This is a genomic window from Paenibacillus sp. 2TAB26 (assembly GCF_052115145.1).
Lineage (GTDB): Bacteria > Bacillota > Bacilli > Paenibacillales > Paenibacillaceae > Pristimantibacillus.
The window spans coordinates 1-14,722 of the sequence record NZ_JBFRGC010000032.1 but is presented as its reverse complement, the minus strand read 5'-3'; the positions used below and the strand labels follow the sequence as shown (position 1 = coordinate 14,722).

Here is a 14,722-nt window from a genome sequence, read left to right as displayed (position 1 = left end):
CCAAACTAATGACCAGAGGTGAATGAAATGACGTTTCGAAAAAAAGTAACCTTATCCGCGCTGGCGATCTCTATGCTTACAGCATCGCTAGGCGGATTACCGCTCAGCCAGAAAGGGCTGACCGAGAAGCTGGGATTTGTTCAAGCGGCGAGTGCCGCAGAAGCTGCGCTGCCTTCAAGCGTGTTTTTGGAGCGTATGCAGGCTCTATATGCAGCACTAGCAGCTGGGGACAAGAAGGACATGCAAGAGGTTAAAAATTTGCGAGATGAAATTGCCGGTTTGGATGAAGCAACAAATCAGCAGCTGATCGATCCGATTTGGACCAAAATTAGCGAGAAGCTTCCTGAGTCTGCCGATAAAGCAGAACTTAAAGCGAGCCTGTTCCGGTTGATCAAGGCTGTAGGCTCCTTCCATTACGACCCTGAAGCCTCTGATTTGGAGGCTATTCGCACGAATCCAGAGTTTCGTGCAACGTTAAAGACGATTGCAGCTGCCGGCGGTGACGAAAACATCCGATTGGAAGACTTTCTTGTCTTTATGTTTGGCGATGGCAGCAGCCGTAAAGGCGTTGAAGGAACGATTGGCAGCTTGATCGCGGAGAAGTCTCCGGAGGAGCTGATTTTGCTGCTTGGCAATAAGCAGGGCATTGTAACGGTTCTTCTTCAAGCGATGGAGAAGCTGATGGGTGAGACAAAGGAGTACAAGTTCAGCTCTATTTTGAAAAATTTAGGCGTGACGCCGCAGGATGTAAGAGCGACCGTACAAAACTTCCAGGTGAAGCTTCAGAAGGACGAGCCTGCGATCAGCGCGATGACTGTGGCGTATATTCGATCAAGCGTGAAATCAAGCGTGAAAATAGACTACACCGGTCGTGTGCATTCGTATAGCTTAAATGTGTTCGGCGTATATCTTTTCCCACAAGTGCTGCAATGGTCAAAGGTATCCGGCGATTCTAATGTAAAGGTATTGCCTACGGGTGTCGTTACTATACCGGATGCTGCGAAAACCGGCACAGCTGTTATTCAGGCTAAGCTGATTAATCCATACGGTGGCTCGGCGAAAGTCATATTTGAGCAAGAGGTAACCTTAAACGCTGCAATTTCGCATGAGACCGAATTTCCTGTAGAGTCATTCCTTGCGCGGATGAATAAGCTGCATTCTGCTCTAGCAGCAGGAGATCCAGCAGATATTGGGGCTGTTCGCAATTTGCGTGATGAGCTTGCCGGGCTGGACTTTGCTAAGGATCACAATTTAATTGATCCGATTTGGAAGAAGATTGCAGCTAAGCTGCCCGCAGAAGCAGACCAAGCAAAGCTGAAGGCTGTTTTATTCAATATGGTTAAGGAGATTAGCTTGATTCCATATGACCCGCAGGCTGCAAGTTTAGAGGAGATTCGCAAAAATCCTGAATATCGTGCAGTGTTAGCTGAGCTTGGAGCAGCCGGAGGCGGCGAAACTAGCTTTGTCATAGACGATATTCTCATGTTTTTATTTGGCGATGGTGGCGTTAACCCGGGTGTAGATGGCGCGATAAGGCAGAAGCTTGCCAGCCTGTCACCGACTCAGCTGCTGCAGTTGATTGGAGATAAGCAAGCGATTTCCACACTGCTGCTCCAGAAGACAGAGGAGCTGCTAAGTGAAACCGGCAATTATAAGTTCAGCTCCGTTTTAAGCCAGTTGGGTGTAACGGCGGAGGAATCTGCTGCAACCATGCTTAACTTCCAAGCTCGATTGAAGATGGATGAGCCAGCAATTCAAGCGCTAATTATCGCTCATATGCGCTCTGAAGCTGTCGAGGCTGTTAAAGTCAGTGAAGATGGCCGTGAGCAAAAATTCAGCTTGAAGGTGTTCGGCGTGGATGTTCCGCCGCTTGCGCTGCGGTGGAGCAAAGTATCTGGAAGCAAAGATGTGAAAGTATCTACTGGCGGTACGGTTACGCTTCCGCGAGGCGTTGCCAGCGGATCGGCGGTTGTTCAAGCCACATTGATTAACCCATATGGTGGACAAGCTAAAGTTATATTTGAGAAAGAGGTTACGTTAACAGCTACAAATGGAGAGGGAGAACACTTCCCGGCAGAAGAATTCCTTGAGAGAATGAATAAGCTTCACGCGGCACTGCTTGCTGGAGATCCTTCGGATGTGCAGGATGTACGCAATTTGCGCGATGAGATCGCCAAGCTTGATTTTGCCAAGGATCAATCACTTATTGATCCTGTCTGGGTCAAAATTGCTCCTAAGCTTCCCGCATCGGTTAACCAAGCGGAGCTGAAGAAGACTGTGTTCCAGATCATTCAGTCTGTAGGCTCCCTGCAATATGATCCAGAAGCGAAGGGACTTGAAGCGATTCGAACGAATCCAGAATTCCGTGCTGCACTGAAGACGATTGCCGCAGCAGGCGGGGTAACAAGCCTCAGCATGGATGATTTCCTCGTTCTGTTGTTCGGTGATGGAGCTGACCGCCTTGGTGTTGAAGGGACCGTTCGCAAAATTATCTCGGATATGAAGCCGCAGGAGATCGCTCAGCTGCTCGGCAACAAGGAAAAAATAAATGCGGTTATTATGGAAGCCATGGGTGAAATTTTATCCAAAAAGGATGATTATGCATTAAGCGAGGCGCTGAACAACTTAGGTGTTAAATCGGCTGATGTACGACTATCTGTTTTTAAATTCCAACTAAAGCTGAAATATGATGAGCGGGCCCTTAACGCATTAACAGTTGCTTATATCCGTTCAGAAGTTATTTCGGCGGTGAAGATTACGGATAGCGGAAGGCAGCATGAATACAGCTTGAAGCTGCTTGGCACTGTTTTGCCATCCTCGTTCTTGAAATGGAAGAAAGTATCGGGAAGCAAAGATGTCACGGTCGATTCGCGAGGGAAAGTAACGATTCCGAAAAAGGTTGCTAATGGTACGGCTGTTATTCAAGCGACGTTAGTGAATCCATACGGCGGCTCTGCTAAAGTGATTTTCCAGCAAGAGGTGACGCTCGTAAATGAAGATGTGGAAATTGATCCTAAGGCAGAGTTTAAGAGAATAGCTGAAGAATTGGATAGCAAGCTGAACGAGGTTAAGAAAAAGCTGAAAGCAGCGACCAACGATGAGCAGAAGGCACAACTGATCATGGATGTTGTACAGGCTAGAAATGTAGCTGTTGATGAGATCAATAAAGTAAAAACAACGAACGCGCTGAAAAATAAGGCGATAAACGAAACGAAAAGCAAGGTCAACAAATTGCTTACTACTATTATTACGGAAATCATGCGATCTTAACAAAAAGCAGCCAGTCTTCCTTCTCGTCTAAGAGAAAGGAGACTGGCTTCTTTCTATTCAAAACGGAAGGTGGTATGAGCATAATATGAGCAAGCATCATGCAAGGAAGAAACGGCGTCCGCGGCTTCAGAAGCCGGATACGATTAATATTATTTTAGGCTCGTTAACGCTTATTCTATTATTTGTGTGGGGCGGTCTCTATTGGAATGAATCCTCACAACAATCACTTATTGTGAATGCGAATGGCGCAGCATTAAACGAGCAAGCACAGCTGAGTGAGGAAGAACTGTATGGGACTGCTCCTGAGAAAACGAGTCCAACTGTAGATGGCGTACCGCCAACAACTGACAAAACCGGCAAACCAGTGGAACAGGTGGCGGGTAAGCCTGCTGGAAGTGGAGGGGAAGCTGTACTGCCGGAGAAAGAGGCGGATAAGCCGGCTGGGGAAAATGAAAATCCTTTGCCCGTTCAGACGACGAAGCCATCAAGTACAACTAAACCGAACAAAGGGACGGAGACGAAGCCGAATGATGGTTCAACGTCAACGCCAACGACAAAACCAAAGCCAACGCCTTCGCCTTCGCCTGATCAGCCAAATGTGCCGGAAACGGAAGCTCCAATTACGTCAACGGAAAAGTATGAGCAGCAGATTGTCCAGATTCAAGCTAAGTGTACGCAGGATATGAATGATGTATTGGCAGGAGCGGAAACAAGTGTTGCGCAATTGGATATGTCTGACCCTTACGCGTTTCAGGAGTTAAGCCAGAAATGGATGGACGGGCTTTCGAAGGTGGAAGCGACATGCAGTACAAAAATGCAGGGAATTATTGCACAAGCAGAAAAGGATAATGTGGAGGCAGAAATTACGGATAAGTGGGAGCAAACGTTCAGCGATCTCATGCTGCAGCTTCAAGGGCAATTCGAGGCGAAGCTGCTGCAATTGATGGGCGGTTGAAGCTAAGAACGTTTGGAGTTCCTTATTTTAATCAAATATAGATATAGTGGATAGATCATCCATCCTTTGGCAAGGTGCGATCGCGGAGTACACGTTCGAGCAAGTTGCGAATTAAATCCAGGTCGTCCTTTTCCAAAGGAACCCCATCCCAGTGCAGCTGATCATAATTCAAATATTCCTTCGCATTATGATTGAGCTCGATTGGCGGCTCAGGATAATCAGTAAGCCCAAGAAGATAATCAGCGGAAGTGCGCAGCTTGCGTGAAATGGTTTGAATGGATTCAAGAGTCGGCTGTCGATAGCCGGATTCATAGCCTGCATAGGTGCTTTTCGCAACTCCTAAATAATCAGCAACTTCCTGCATCGTTAATTTCCTCGATTTACGCAGCTGTTTAAGGCGCTTCGCAAACATCAATATCCCCCTCTCCAACGTCACAATGTCTATTTTAAATGATCATATTGCTTGCAAGGTAAATGCACACATAATTATATCATGTTTTCCAATTGCATGTACAAATCAGAACACTAGCTTGTTGTAAGCAACCTTACAGCCGCCAAAAGTCCCTCTCCGACTGCGAATTGACTCCATAAGCACATCTATGTGCTTAYARCCRCCAAACTCATGATACTTCAAGGCTCTAAGAACATATACGTGCTAACAGCCAATTTAGATCACTATTTCAACGCTGGTTTTACTCCATAAGCACATATATGTGCTTACAGCCGCCAAACTCATGATACTTCAAGGCTCTAAGAACATATACGTKCTAAYAGCCACCATAAATCCCCACTCCAACGGCCCACCTAACACTATAAGCGTATATATGTACCTACAGCTACCAAACTAACATAACTTTAAGGCTTTTAGAACACCGGCTTGCTTACAGTCACCTTCACTAATCAACAGCCCAGTATGCCGCCGCCGAAGTCTGTCGTTTTTGCAAAAGCTGCCTAAATACACGGATATTTGAACAATCATTATGGTTTTTTCTAATGAAAGCGCATTCTTTATAAGAGTACTATTAAGAGGTAAATATTTCTTGCCAAAAATTTTGCGTGATTGCTAGAAACGTTTACAGCTTATTTTAGCCCATTTATGAAAGGGGAACAAACGCTGAATGAGTAAGCGATTGAAACGGAGCATGTCGTTAGTGTTGGCAGTAGTTATGGTTTTCTGCACGGTTTTTGCTGGATTTACAAATGAGCAAGCAGAGGCCGCGCAAACTGCACAGCCGCAGATGTGGAAGTTTGATTTTGGTTCAGCGCCAGCACCTGCTGGAAGTACAGGCGGTCCTGTTGCGGATGGTTATATCGGAATTACTGGAACGACGCTTTATACACCTGAGAAGGGCTATGGTTTGGATATGAATCTTGCTTCTCGTTTTCGAGGGGCAGAATCACCGGATAACGTAATTAATGATTTTGTTTTGGGAGGAACAAATGTTCCTTTTGTATTCAAAGCGGACATACCTAATGGCAACTATAAGGTCACGCTTTATTCCGGTGATCTTCTTCAAACGACTTCTACCTACAAAACGAAGGTAACGATTGAGGATGTAGCCGGGGAATCTATCAACTCTCGCAGAGCTGTAGAGAGCAAGGTTTATAATGCTTCAGTCGCAGATGGACAACTAAATATTCAACTGACAGGCGATGGAACATTCAGTGTATTGAACGCTGTTATTATCGAGCAAGTACTTCCTTCTGCGCCAGAAGGACTCATGCTGACGAGTATAAGCGCAAGTGGAGTTTCAATGAAATGGACAGCTGTCACGGATGCAGTTTACTACCATGTATACCGTACGACTGGCGGCAGTGAGCCAAGTGAGCCAATTGCTGAGCAAATCAAAGAAACGAGCTATTCCGATGCTAATGTAAGTGTTGGGGACAGCTATACGTATTATGTTTCGTCAGTCAATGCCTTTGGCCAGCAGTCGCCTTTAAGTACAGCTAGCGAGGCTGCCTTGATTCCGATGCCGCAGTCTCCTGTTTTTCCCACCAATCTAGCAGTTACCGAAGTGAATGCCGCCTCTACTCGGCTTGCTTGGGGCGCTTCTGTTGGAGCGGCGGACTATGTCGTATATCGTTCGGATGCAGTGGATGGGACGTATGCTGAGATTGGCCAATCAGCAGCATCGTCGTATATCGATCAAACAGCGAATACCGCTATCGTGCAATATTACAAAATAAAAGCACGGAATGGACAAGTCTTGTCCGACTTCTCGGCTTACGCGGCAAGCACCGTGTATGTGCCGCCGGTTGTCTTGCCGGATGGAGATGTAAAACGTTTTGATTTTGGAAAAGGTTGGGCAGCCGATGGTTATGTTTCCGTTTCCTCTGCTGCTGCTTATTCCGCGGAGCGAAAATACGGGTTTGGTGATCCGGCAAAGGTAAGCTTCGTCGACCGCGGCACAGCGGATGCGCTGCGCTCGGACTTCAGCATCGTAAAGGACACATCCTTCATTGTGGATCTGCCGAATGCAGATTACACCGTGTCTCTTATTGCAGGGGATCTGAATGACGTAACAGATATTTCAATTACGGTCGAGAACATGGAAAAGGTAAAACGACTGGACGGCAATGCGGTTAGGCCAGCAGGTCAATTTCTTGAAATGAGCTTCGATATTGCGCTGGTAGACGGGCAGCTGAACTTCGAGTTTACGGGTACTGCTCCAAAAATCAACGCGCTCGTCATTACGAAAAAAGCGGAGCGTACACCAGGCGAGCTGCCTACTATTTATCTAGCAGGTGATTCTACAGTACAAACATACGATCCGTACTGGCTTCCACAAGCGGGCTGGGGACAAATGATTCCAAGTTTTTTCTCTGAAAATGTTATTTTCAAAAATCATGCGATCGGCGGTCGTAGCACCAAAAACTTTATATCCGAAGGCCGCTTGGATGAGGTGCTGAGAGCTATAAAGCCGGGCGATTATTTCCTCGTGCAATTTGGTCATAATGATGCAACGATTAGCGTTCCGGATCGTTATGCATCTCCAGCTGATTACAAAAACTATTTGAAAACGTATGTAAACGGCGCGAAGCAGCGCGGAGCAACGCCAATTCTTGTGACGCCGATGGGCAGGCGCAGCTTCAACGCCGAAACTGGAAAGTTTAACGTCAGCTTCCCAGAATACGTGCAAGCGATGAAGGAAGTGGGGCAGGAGCTTGACGTTAACGTGGTCGATTTGAGCGCGCTGAGTATTGCGTATTACGATTCAATCGGTCCAGCAGCAACGTTATCCGTGTTCCTTCATACGCCAGCTGGTGTATACGGAGCATTCCTGAATGGCTCCGCTGATGATACGCATTTCCAAGAATATGGCGCCATCCAGCTCGCGCGTATGCTCTCGGCAGCGATCAAGCAGCTGGATTTGCCTCTGGCTCAATCCGTAAAAGAAATTGAATTGCCAGCAAACGTGCCGGCTAAGCCGACCAGCCTTGTCGCTGGAAGCATAAGCAATGCAGGAGCATTGCTCAAATGGGACAAAACAGCAACAGCGGATATTTACAAAATCTATCGCAAGCTTTCCTCAGAGCCGGATAGCGCGTATGCCATGATTGGTACTTCTACACTTCCGACGCTGAATATGGGCGGCCTTGTTGAAGGGAACAGCTATCATGTTTATGTGACAGCAGTGAATGGCAAAGGAGAGTCTGCGCCATCCGATCCCATCTTTATTCAAACGAAATCGGCATTGTACAAATATGATTTCGGAACGATTGGCGGTGTAGTTGAGGCTGGTTATACCGAGGTTACTCGCAATACGATTTACACCGCTGAACGCGGATATGGCATAACGGACAGCACAGGTATGATAGATCGCGACCGCGGAGCGGGTACGGATGCGCTCAGACGAGACTTTGTTGCTTATTTTGGCAAAAGCTATGAATTCAAAGTGGACCTGCCAAACGGTTATTATTCGGTCAAAACCTATACAGGGGATTGGATCGGATCAACGAAAACGAATATTAATATCGAAGGCAAGGATTTCGGCACGGTTTCCTCAGGCAAGGAAAATATTGCTGAACGGGTGTTCAACATGATTGCCGTTAAGGACGGCCAGCTGAACATGATCCTCAGCGGCCAGACTGCTCATTTGAATGGGGTTGAAATAACACCGCTGCTTCTAGCGCCTACGAAGCTAGAGCTAAACGATCTTGATTTGAGCAGCAATCCAATTAAGGCGGAGCTTTCATGGGCGGGAGGAGCAGATGCAGTAAAATATCATGTTTATCGCAAGGCTACTGTCGCCAGCAGCGCCGAGCTGCTAGGCGTGACGACGCAACCAACGTTTATTGATACAAGCGCGGATGTTGGCCTTGAGTACGTATATTCGGTGTCGGCAATAGACAATACCGGATTTGAGTCGGTGACATCTAATTTCCTACAGGTGTCCATGATTGATCCGAATGTGGAGAAAGCAGCGATTCCAACAGGCCTTGCGCTTGCTTCCATTCACAAAAACGATATCAGCTTCACTTGGGATGCCGTTCCTCAGGCAAGAATGTACAATGTGTATCGCGCCAAAGAAGCGAATGGCCCTTATACGTTGATTGGAAAGTCATCTACGGCATCTTATACCGACAACACCGTTTTGACGACGATTCCTTATTACTATAAAGTGGCCTCTGTCAATGAGGGCGGCATTTCTGAGCTGTCGGATGCTTTGGAGACACAGGCGATTACAACGCTAGTTCGCGCAATGGAGTATCTGGATCGTTCGCCTGTCGCCATTAAGACGGAGAACGGCAACTATTTGGGATGGCGTATGTTAGGACTTGATCCAGAGTCAATCGGCTTCAATGTTTATCGTGACGGCGTCAAGCTTAACGATGAGCTAATTACGAAGAGCACGAACTATGTGGATACGGCGGGTAAAGACACATCCTCGTACCATATTACATCGGTGCTGAGCGGTGTTGAGCAGGCGGCGACCAGCAGCTTCGGCGTTTGGCAAAAGCAGTACAAATCAGTGCCGCTGCAGAAGCCAGCCGATGATTATACGAAGGACGGACAGCCGTACACGTATGCAGCGGGTGACGCTAGCGTAGGGGATCTCGACGGTGACGGTAAATATGAGATTGTCATGTTATGGTCGCCATCCAACAGCAAAGACAATTCCCAAGCCGGTTATACTGGCATTGTGTATATGGACGCTTATAAGCTTGACGGCACGCGGCTATGGCGCATTAATCTCGGACCAAATATTCGAGCAGGGGCGCATTATACGCAGTTTATGGTTTATGACTTGGACGGTGATGGACGTGCAGAAGTAACGTTCAAGACAGCAGATGGCACGATTGACGGAACGGGCAAAGCTATCGGTGATCCAAGCAAGGATTATCGCAACAGTACCGGATATGTTTTGCTAGGCAATGAATATTTAACCGTATTCGAGGGTTCAACTGGAAAAGCACTTGCCACAACAGAGTATGATCCGCCTCGCGGTGATGTTACAGCGTGGGGAGATGCTTATGGCAATCGGGTAGACCGTTTTCTAGCAGCGGTAGCTTATCTTGACGGCGAGAAGCCGAGCTTAGTTTTTAGCAGAGGGTATTACACACGTACGGTGCTTGCTGCTTATGACTATCGCAATGGTCAGCTGACGAAGCGATGGGTATTTGACTCTAACGATGAAGGAAACGGCTCCTTTGCAGGCCAGGGGAATCACAATTTATCGATAGGCGATTCGGACGGCGACGGCAAAGACGAAATTCATTTTGGCGCGATGGGTATTGATGACGATGGCAAGCCGCTCTACAATACGGGACTTGGTCACGGTGATGCGATGCACTTTGGCGACCTTGACCCTGAACGTCCGGGACTGGAAATATTCGCTGTACAAGAGCATAGCGACTCCCCATACGGGATGGATTTGAAGGATGCGCGTACAGGCGAAATTATTTGGGGGATTCATACCGGCGTAGATACGGGCCGCGGGATGTCAGCGGATCTCGATCCAAGATATTTGGGTGAAGAGATGTGGAGCGCCAATATTGTAAGTAGCGAGCATATCCCGGTTACAGGATTATACAGCGCCAAAGGCGAGAAAATAACGACGAGCATCCCAAGCTCGACAAACTTTGGCGTATGGTGGGATGGCGATCTGCTGCGCGAGCTGCAGGATTATAATCGCATCGATAAATGGGATTATATGAATGCAAAAACGGTTAATCTATTGACCGCAGTTGGCTCCTCTACAAATAACTCGACGAAAGCGAACTCTAGCTTGCAGGCTGATTTGTTCGGCGACTGGCGTGAGGAGATCATGTGGCGTTCAGAAGACAGCAGCGAATTTAGAATCTACTCTACTGTGGATGAAACCGAATATCGCATTCGCACGCTGATGCATGATCCGAACTATCGTTTAGGAGTAGCTTGGCAAAATGTTGCTTATAACCAGCCGCCGCATCCAAGCTTCTATTTAGGAGACGGAATGGCGATGCCAGCAGCTCCAAATATTCAATATATTCAAGCGCTAGTTACCTCGATAACGGTAACAGCGGCAGGGCAAGCCGATTCTGTTAAGGTGGGCAGTACGCTCCAGATGAATGCAGAGGTTCATATGGATACTGCGGTTAACAAAAATGTTGTTTGGTCAGTTGTGGATGAGGATGGCAGCACTACTGCTCTGGCAGCAATCGGAACAGATGGCCTGCTTCATGCGACAGCGGAAGGAAAGGTAACCGTCGTAGCGACGGCTGCGGATGGATCGGGTGTAAAAGGGGAGAAAAAAATTACCCTGCTTGCAGATCCAGTCGTTTCACCAAGTCCAACACCGACACCAACTCCAAGTCCAACACCGGATTCATCGTCGGGTGGAACAGCGCCAACTCCAGCACCTGCTGGCAATCAAGTAACGGTTGAAGCAGTGACAGTGAACGGCAAGGCAACAGCAGTTGTAGAAGCTGCGAATCTCCAAAAAGCGATCGAAGCAGCAGCGAAATCGCTCACCATTAAGGTGAATGCGGTAGGTTCTGCCAAATCAGTAGAGATCAGCATTCGTGGCGGTGCGTTTGCGGGCTGGAATACGAAGGATGAATTATCTTTAACAATTGATACAGGCTCGGCAAAAGTAACCCTTTCGAACAAAGCACTTAAGGGTGCGCTTGGCACAGGTACAGCAACGCTAAAACTATCAATCGATAGGATGGATACTTCTGGACTCTCCGAGGCTATTCGAGAGAAAGTTGGCGATGGAACCGTCTATGATTTCAATCTATATGTAGGCGATAAGAAAATAAGTGAATTCGCGGGCGGCAAGCATACACTTGAGATAAGTGTTCCTTATGTGCTTAAGCCAGGTGAGAAGCCGGGTAATGTGGTCGTTTATTATATCGCAGACGATGGCAAATTCGAAATCGTTCGCAATGGAAAGTATGATGCAAAAACAGGGATGATCACCTTCAAAACGAATCATTTCAGCTATTATTCTAGCCTATACGCAGCATCTGCATTCACGGATCTGAATCAAGCTTTATGGGCAATCGATCCGATTGAAGCATTGGCAGCGCGCAGCATTGTTAATGGCTATGGAGATGGCAGCTTTCAGCCAAATGGCGAGGTGACACGAGGAGCATTTGTGAAAATGCTGATGCTGGCATTAGAGCTAGAAGACAGCGAAGAAGTAAGCAGCTTTAACGACGTGAAAGCAGGCGCATGGTACGCCAGCTCAATTGCCGCAGCTGAGAAGCTTGGCATAATAAAAGGCAAGTCTGACGGAACCTTTGGCGTCAACGAGCTTATCTTACGGCAGGATATGGCCGTTATGGCCTACCGTGCAGCTGAGGTAGCTGGCTTGAAGCTTGTGAGTGGAGGCGGAATTGCTTTCACCGATCAGGAGGAGATTGCCGATTATGCAGTCAAGGCTGTTCAGGAAATGCAGTCGACAGGCATTCTGAACGGCATGTCGGGTAATACATTTATGCCAAATGGATGGAGTACAAGAGCACAAGCAGCAAAAGTCATTTATTCGATGATGAGCATGCTCGAATAAAATACGTCAACTGAGCAGATCCCTATAGCGAAGGAAAGCCGAATGATTCGGATTCCACAGCTATAGGGATTTTTTATTCAATAATATCTTGAATATGCCATGGGGACTTAGCGGTTTCTCGTTTGAACATAAAGGTATAGACGCTGCTTTGGCGAGGCTTATTCAGCTGATGGATGGATACAGGCAATCTTATTTCGGTCGTTAAGGCTTCACCAAGCTCATCGGTGTGGATCTGGCCTTTGGATTTTGGCGGGATTTGTTCTCGTATGGAAACGAGTGACTCCATAACATGTAAGATGGAAGCGAGCTTTTCCTTTGGCATTTCTTTGGCGAGCGGAAGCAACAACTCATGGTCTTGATGATACATCGCTTCCACGAAGCTTCTAGCTAGTACGCTCGGCTGAACAGATTCGAAATAAGGTTTGATTTGACCAGCAGCCTTATGTACCATCATTTGGTGCGCGGGGTCTGGAGTGTCTGATTTATGGGTGGAGCTGCCTAGAAAATGAATGCAAAAGTGTCCAGAGAAGCCGTTCTCTGGAATGCCGTCACCGCCATGCGGCATGCCATTCATAGAAGCAGCGATCCAGGTGTCGCCGGAGTGGACGAGTATGGCCTTTCTTTTCCAGCTCCATTTGTCATTATAAATTTGCTTCATAACACGGGAATCTTCTTTCGTTAACGGCTGAACATCTGCATGATCGCTGCCTGCGCGCCGTTGTACATGGAAGGTTAATCCCGTTTCCAGCTCCGTCACAGAAAACATGCTTTTTTTAGGCAAAAGCTCCGTTGCTTGCTGCCATGTCAACAATTTCCCGTAATGCTGTGTCCGCAACCCTTCGGCTAACCGAACCAGCTTCTTAGCCAGCTTGTCAGGCAAAATTATTTTTTCTGCTTTAGCTTCGTTCCAGAGCTGTCCAGAGCGATCCAAGCGATAATGTACCGTTTCAGCAGACTTTAACGCGATGTCTATATCGGAGTAATAGTCTATTTCAGCTTCAGGAACATGCTTGGATTGACGCAAAGCGGCATTCATTTCTTGGCTTTCGATTTGCAGCTCGCTCATAAATGAGGAGTGTTGACCAGAGCGGACAGTCATAATCATTATATGTTGCTGCTGCTGCTCATTTGATTTTTTGGGCTTCAACATCATCGTCTGTGCAGCGGCATCGTTGGTTTGTAAGGTTAACAGCGATATAAGAACGAATATAACAACAGCTGCTTTTCTCCAGATCCGGGTCATAAGTTGTCCTCCTCCAATCACAATTGTCGTTATCTTTATATTCAGCCATTTTCACGATAATTATGTGGTCAGCAGTATGCATGCTTCTGCCTAAAATGATTCATACTAGCACGGATACTACTGTATGGGGGTGATTAACGATAATGGGATTGCCGTGGATTCTGGCCATATTGTTTTTGTTCCAGCAAGGAGCATATTCTGATTCTTTAGTTATCGAGCATGAAGGCCATGCGATTTCGGAAATGAAACGTGCACAGTATAGCGATTCGATGACTGGCATTCCGCTCGTTAATCAAGAGAAGCTTGATAAATTTATGGATGAGCTTGATAAACGAGTGCAGAAGCCTCCTATTAACGCAGCGCTTGATGGAGCGGGGAGAATCATGTCCGAGCAGACAGGAAGTAAGCTTAATCGGAAAGCGTTCGAGGAGCAGTTTTACAGCTTTATTTATGAAGGGGAACTATTAAAGCTTGAGGCTCCTCTGCTAACGACTTATCCGAAAGTAGACAGCGAGCTGCTCTCGAACATCAAAACCCAAAAAATTGGACTCTATGCTACATATTACAACTCACGCAACAAAAACCGTTCTCATAATGTTGAATTAGCTGCGAAAGCAATTAATAACCATGTCGTTTTCCCGGATGAACGGTTCTCTTTTAATGAGGTAGTTGGCATACGGACAAGGGAAAAAGGGTATTTGCGTGCTCCAGTCATTGTGAGGGGAGAGGTTTCGGAAGACGTCGGCGGTGGTATTTGTCAAATTTCATCTACCCTCTTTAATGCAGTGGATCGGGCAGGACTCAAAATTGTTGAGCGCTATTCACACAGCCGGCATGTCAAATATGTTCCGCCAGGCCGCGATGCGACGGTAAGCTGGTATGGGCCGGACTTTGTGTTTCAAAATAAATATGATCAGCCTATACTCATTCGTGCTTATGCGCAGGGAGGGCAGGTTAGCATCGTTATTTGCTCTTCGGAAGACGTTAATGCAAAAACGAGACAAGTGCCCAGCGCTTCGAAAAAATTGCCTGAGGAAATCAAGCTGGAGATGGATGCTGGCGGTTCGGAGCCAAAAAAATAAACATGAAAGATTAGATAAGGGACTGCCGAATTGAACTGCCCCCCGTCAAGTAGACATTACAAATAATAAAACCTGTTAAACGGCCTTAGTCCTAAACTCCATTGGACTGAGGCCGTTTAGTTTTGCCTGTAATCGTTCGTTATTGTAAAAGTGGATGTAGGCTTCAATGTCC

General features: G+C 47.0%; 7 protein-coding genes. 4 read left to right on the top strand and 3 right to left on the bottom strand.

Annotated elements, in window-relative coordinates:
- The first annotated feature begins 27 nt into the window (after positions 1-27).
- Positions 28-3,270 (top strand): hypothetical protein, encoded by a 3,243-nt coding sequence (locus AB4Z50_RS29195; RefSeq protein ID WP_441884885.1) that lies wholly within the window; start codon positions 28-30, stop codon positions 3,268-3,270.
- Positions 3,271-3,355: 85 nt separating this feature from the next.
- Positions 3,356-4,225, top strand: a complete 870-nt coding sequence (locus AB4Z50_RS29190; protein ID WP_441884883.1) for a hypothetical protein — start codon at positions 3,356-3,358, stop codon at positions 4,223-4,225.
- Positions 4,226-4,280: 55 nt separating this feature from the next.
- On the opposite strand, the gene AB4Z50_RS29185 is transcribed toward AB4Z50_RS29190, so the two are convergent.
- Positions 4,281-4,637: a helix-turn-helix domain-containing protein gene (locus AB4Z50_RS29185; RefSeq protein ID WP_441884881.1), complete on the bottom strand. Its 357-nt coding sequence runs from the start codon at positions 4,635-4,637 to the stop codon at positions 4,281-4,283.
- A gap of 706 nt (positions 4,638-5,343) precedes the next feature.
- Here AB4Z50_RS29185 and AB4Z50_RS29180 point away from each other — a divergent pair.
- Positions 5,344-12,225, top strand: a complete 6,882-nt coding sequence (locus AB4Z50_RS29180) for a rhamnogalacturonan lyase family protein (protein WP_441884879.1) — start codon at positions 5,344-5,346, stop codon at positions 12,223-12,225.
- 73 nt (positions 12,226-12,298) lie between these two features.
- Here the strand turns inward: AB4Z50_RS29180 and AB4Z50_RS29175 are convergent, their stop codons facing one another.
- On the bottom strand, positions 12,299-13,468 hold the full coding sequence (locus tag AB4Z50_RS29175) for a hypothetical protein (RefSeq protein WP_441884877.1): 1,170 nt from the start codon (positions 13,466-13,468) through the stop codon (positions 12,299-12,301).
- Between the two features lie 143 nt (positions 13,469-13,611).
- Between AB4Z50_RS29175 and AB4Z50_RS29170 the strand changes: the two genes are divergently transcribed.
- Positions 13,612-14,550 (top strand): VanW family protein, encoded by a 939-nt coding sequence (locus AB4Z50_RS29170; RefSeq protein ID WP_441884875.1) that lies wholly within the window; start codon positions 13,612-13,614, stop codon positions 14,548-14,550.
- A 75-nt stretch (positions 14,551-14,625) separates the two neighbouring features.
- On the opposite strand, the gene AB4Z50_RS29165 is transcribed toward AB4Z50_RS29170, so the two are convergent.
- A complete protein-coding gene (locus AB4Z50_RS29165) occupies positions 14,626-14,706 on the bottom strand; it encodes an IS3 family transposase (RefSeq protein ID WP_441884988.1) in 81 nt (26 codons plus the stop codon).
- Between the last annotated feature and the right edge of the window lie 16 nt (positions 14,707-14,722).

What these genes read in the sequence shown, in the direction of transcription:
- AB4Z50_RS29195 (WP_441884885.1), top strand. Translation starts at nt 28, where the DNA reads ATGACGTTTCGAAAAAAAGTAACCTTATCCGCGCTGGCGATCTCTATG.
- AB4Z50_RS29190 (WP_441884883.1), top strand. Translation starts at nt 3,356, where the DNA reads ATGAGCAAGCATCATGCAAGGAAGAAACGGCGTCCGCGGCTTCAGAAG.
- AB4Z50_RS29185 (WP_441884881.1), bottom strand. Translation starts at nt 4,637, where the DNA reads ATGTTTGCGAAGCGCCTTAAACAGCTGCGTAAATCGAGGAAATTAACG.
- AB4Z50_RS29180 (WP_441884879.1), top strand. Translation starts at nt 5,344, where the DNA reads ATGAGTAAGCGATTGAAACGGAGCATGTCGTTAGTGTTGGCAGTAGTT.
- AB4Z50_RS29175 (WP_441884877.1), bottom strand. Translation starts at nt 13,468, where the DNA reads ATGACCCGGATCTGGAGAAAAGCAGCTGTTGTTATATTCGTTCTTATA.
- AB4Z50_RS29170 (WP_441884875.1), top strand. Translation starts at nt 13,612, where the DNA reads ATGGGATTGCCGTGGATTCTGGCCATATTGTTTTTGTTCCAGCAAGGA.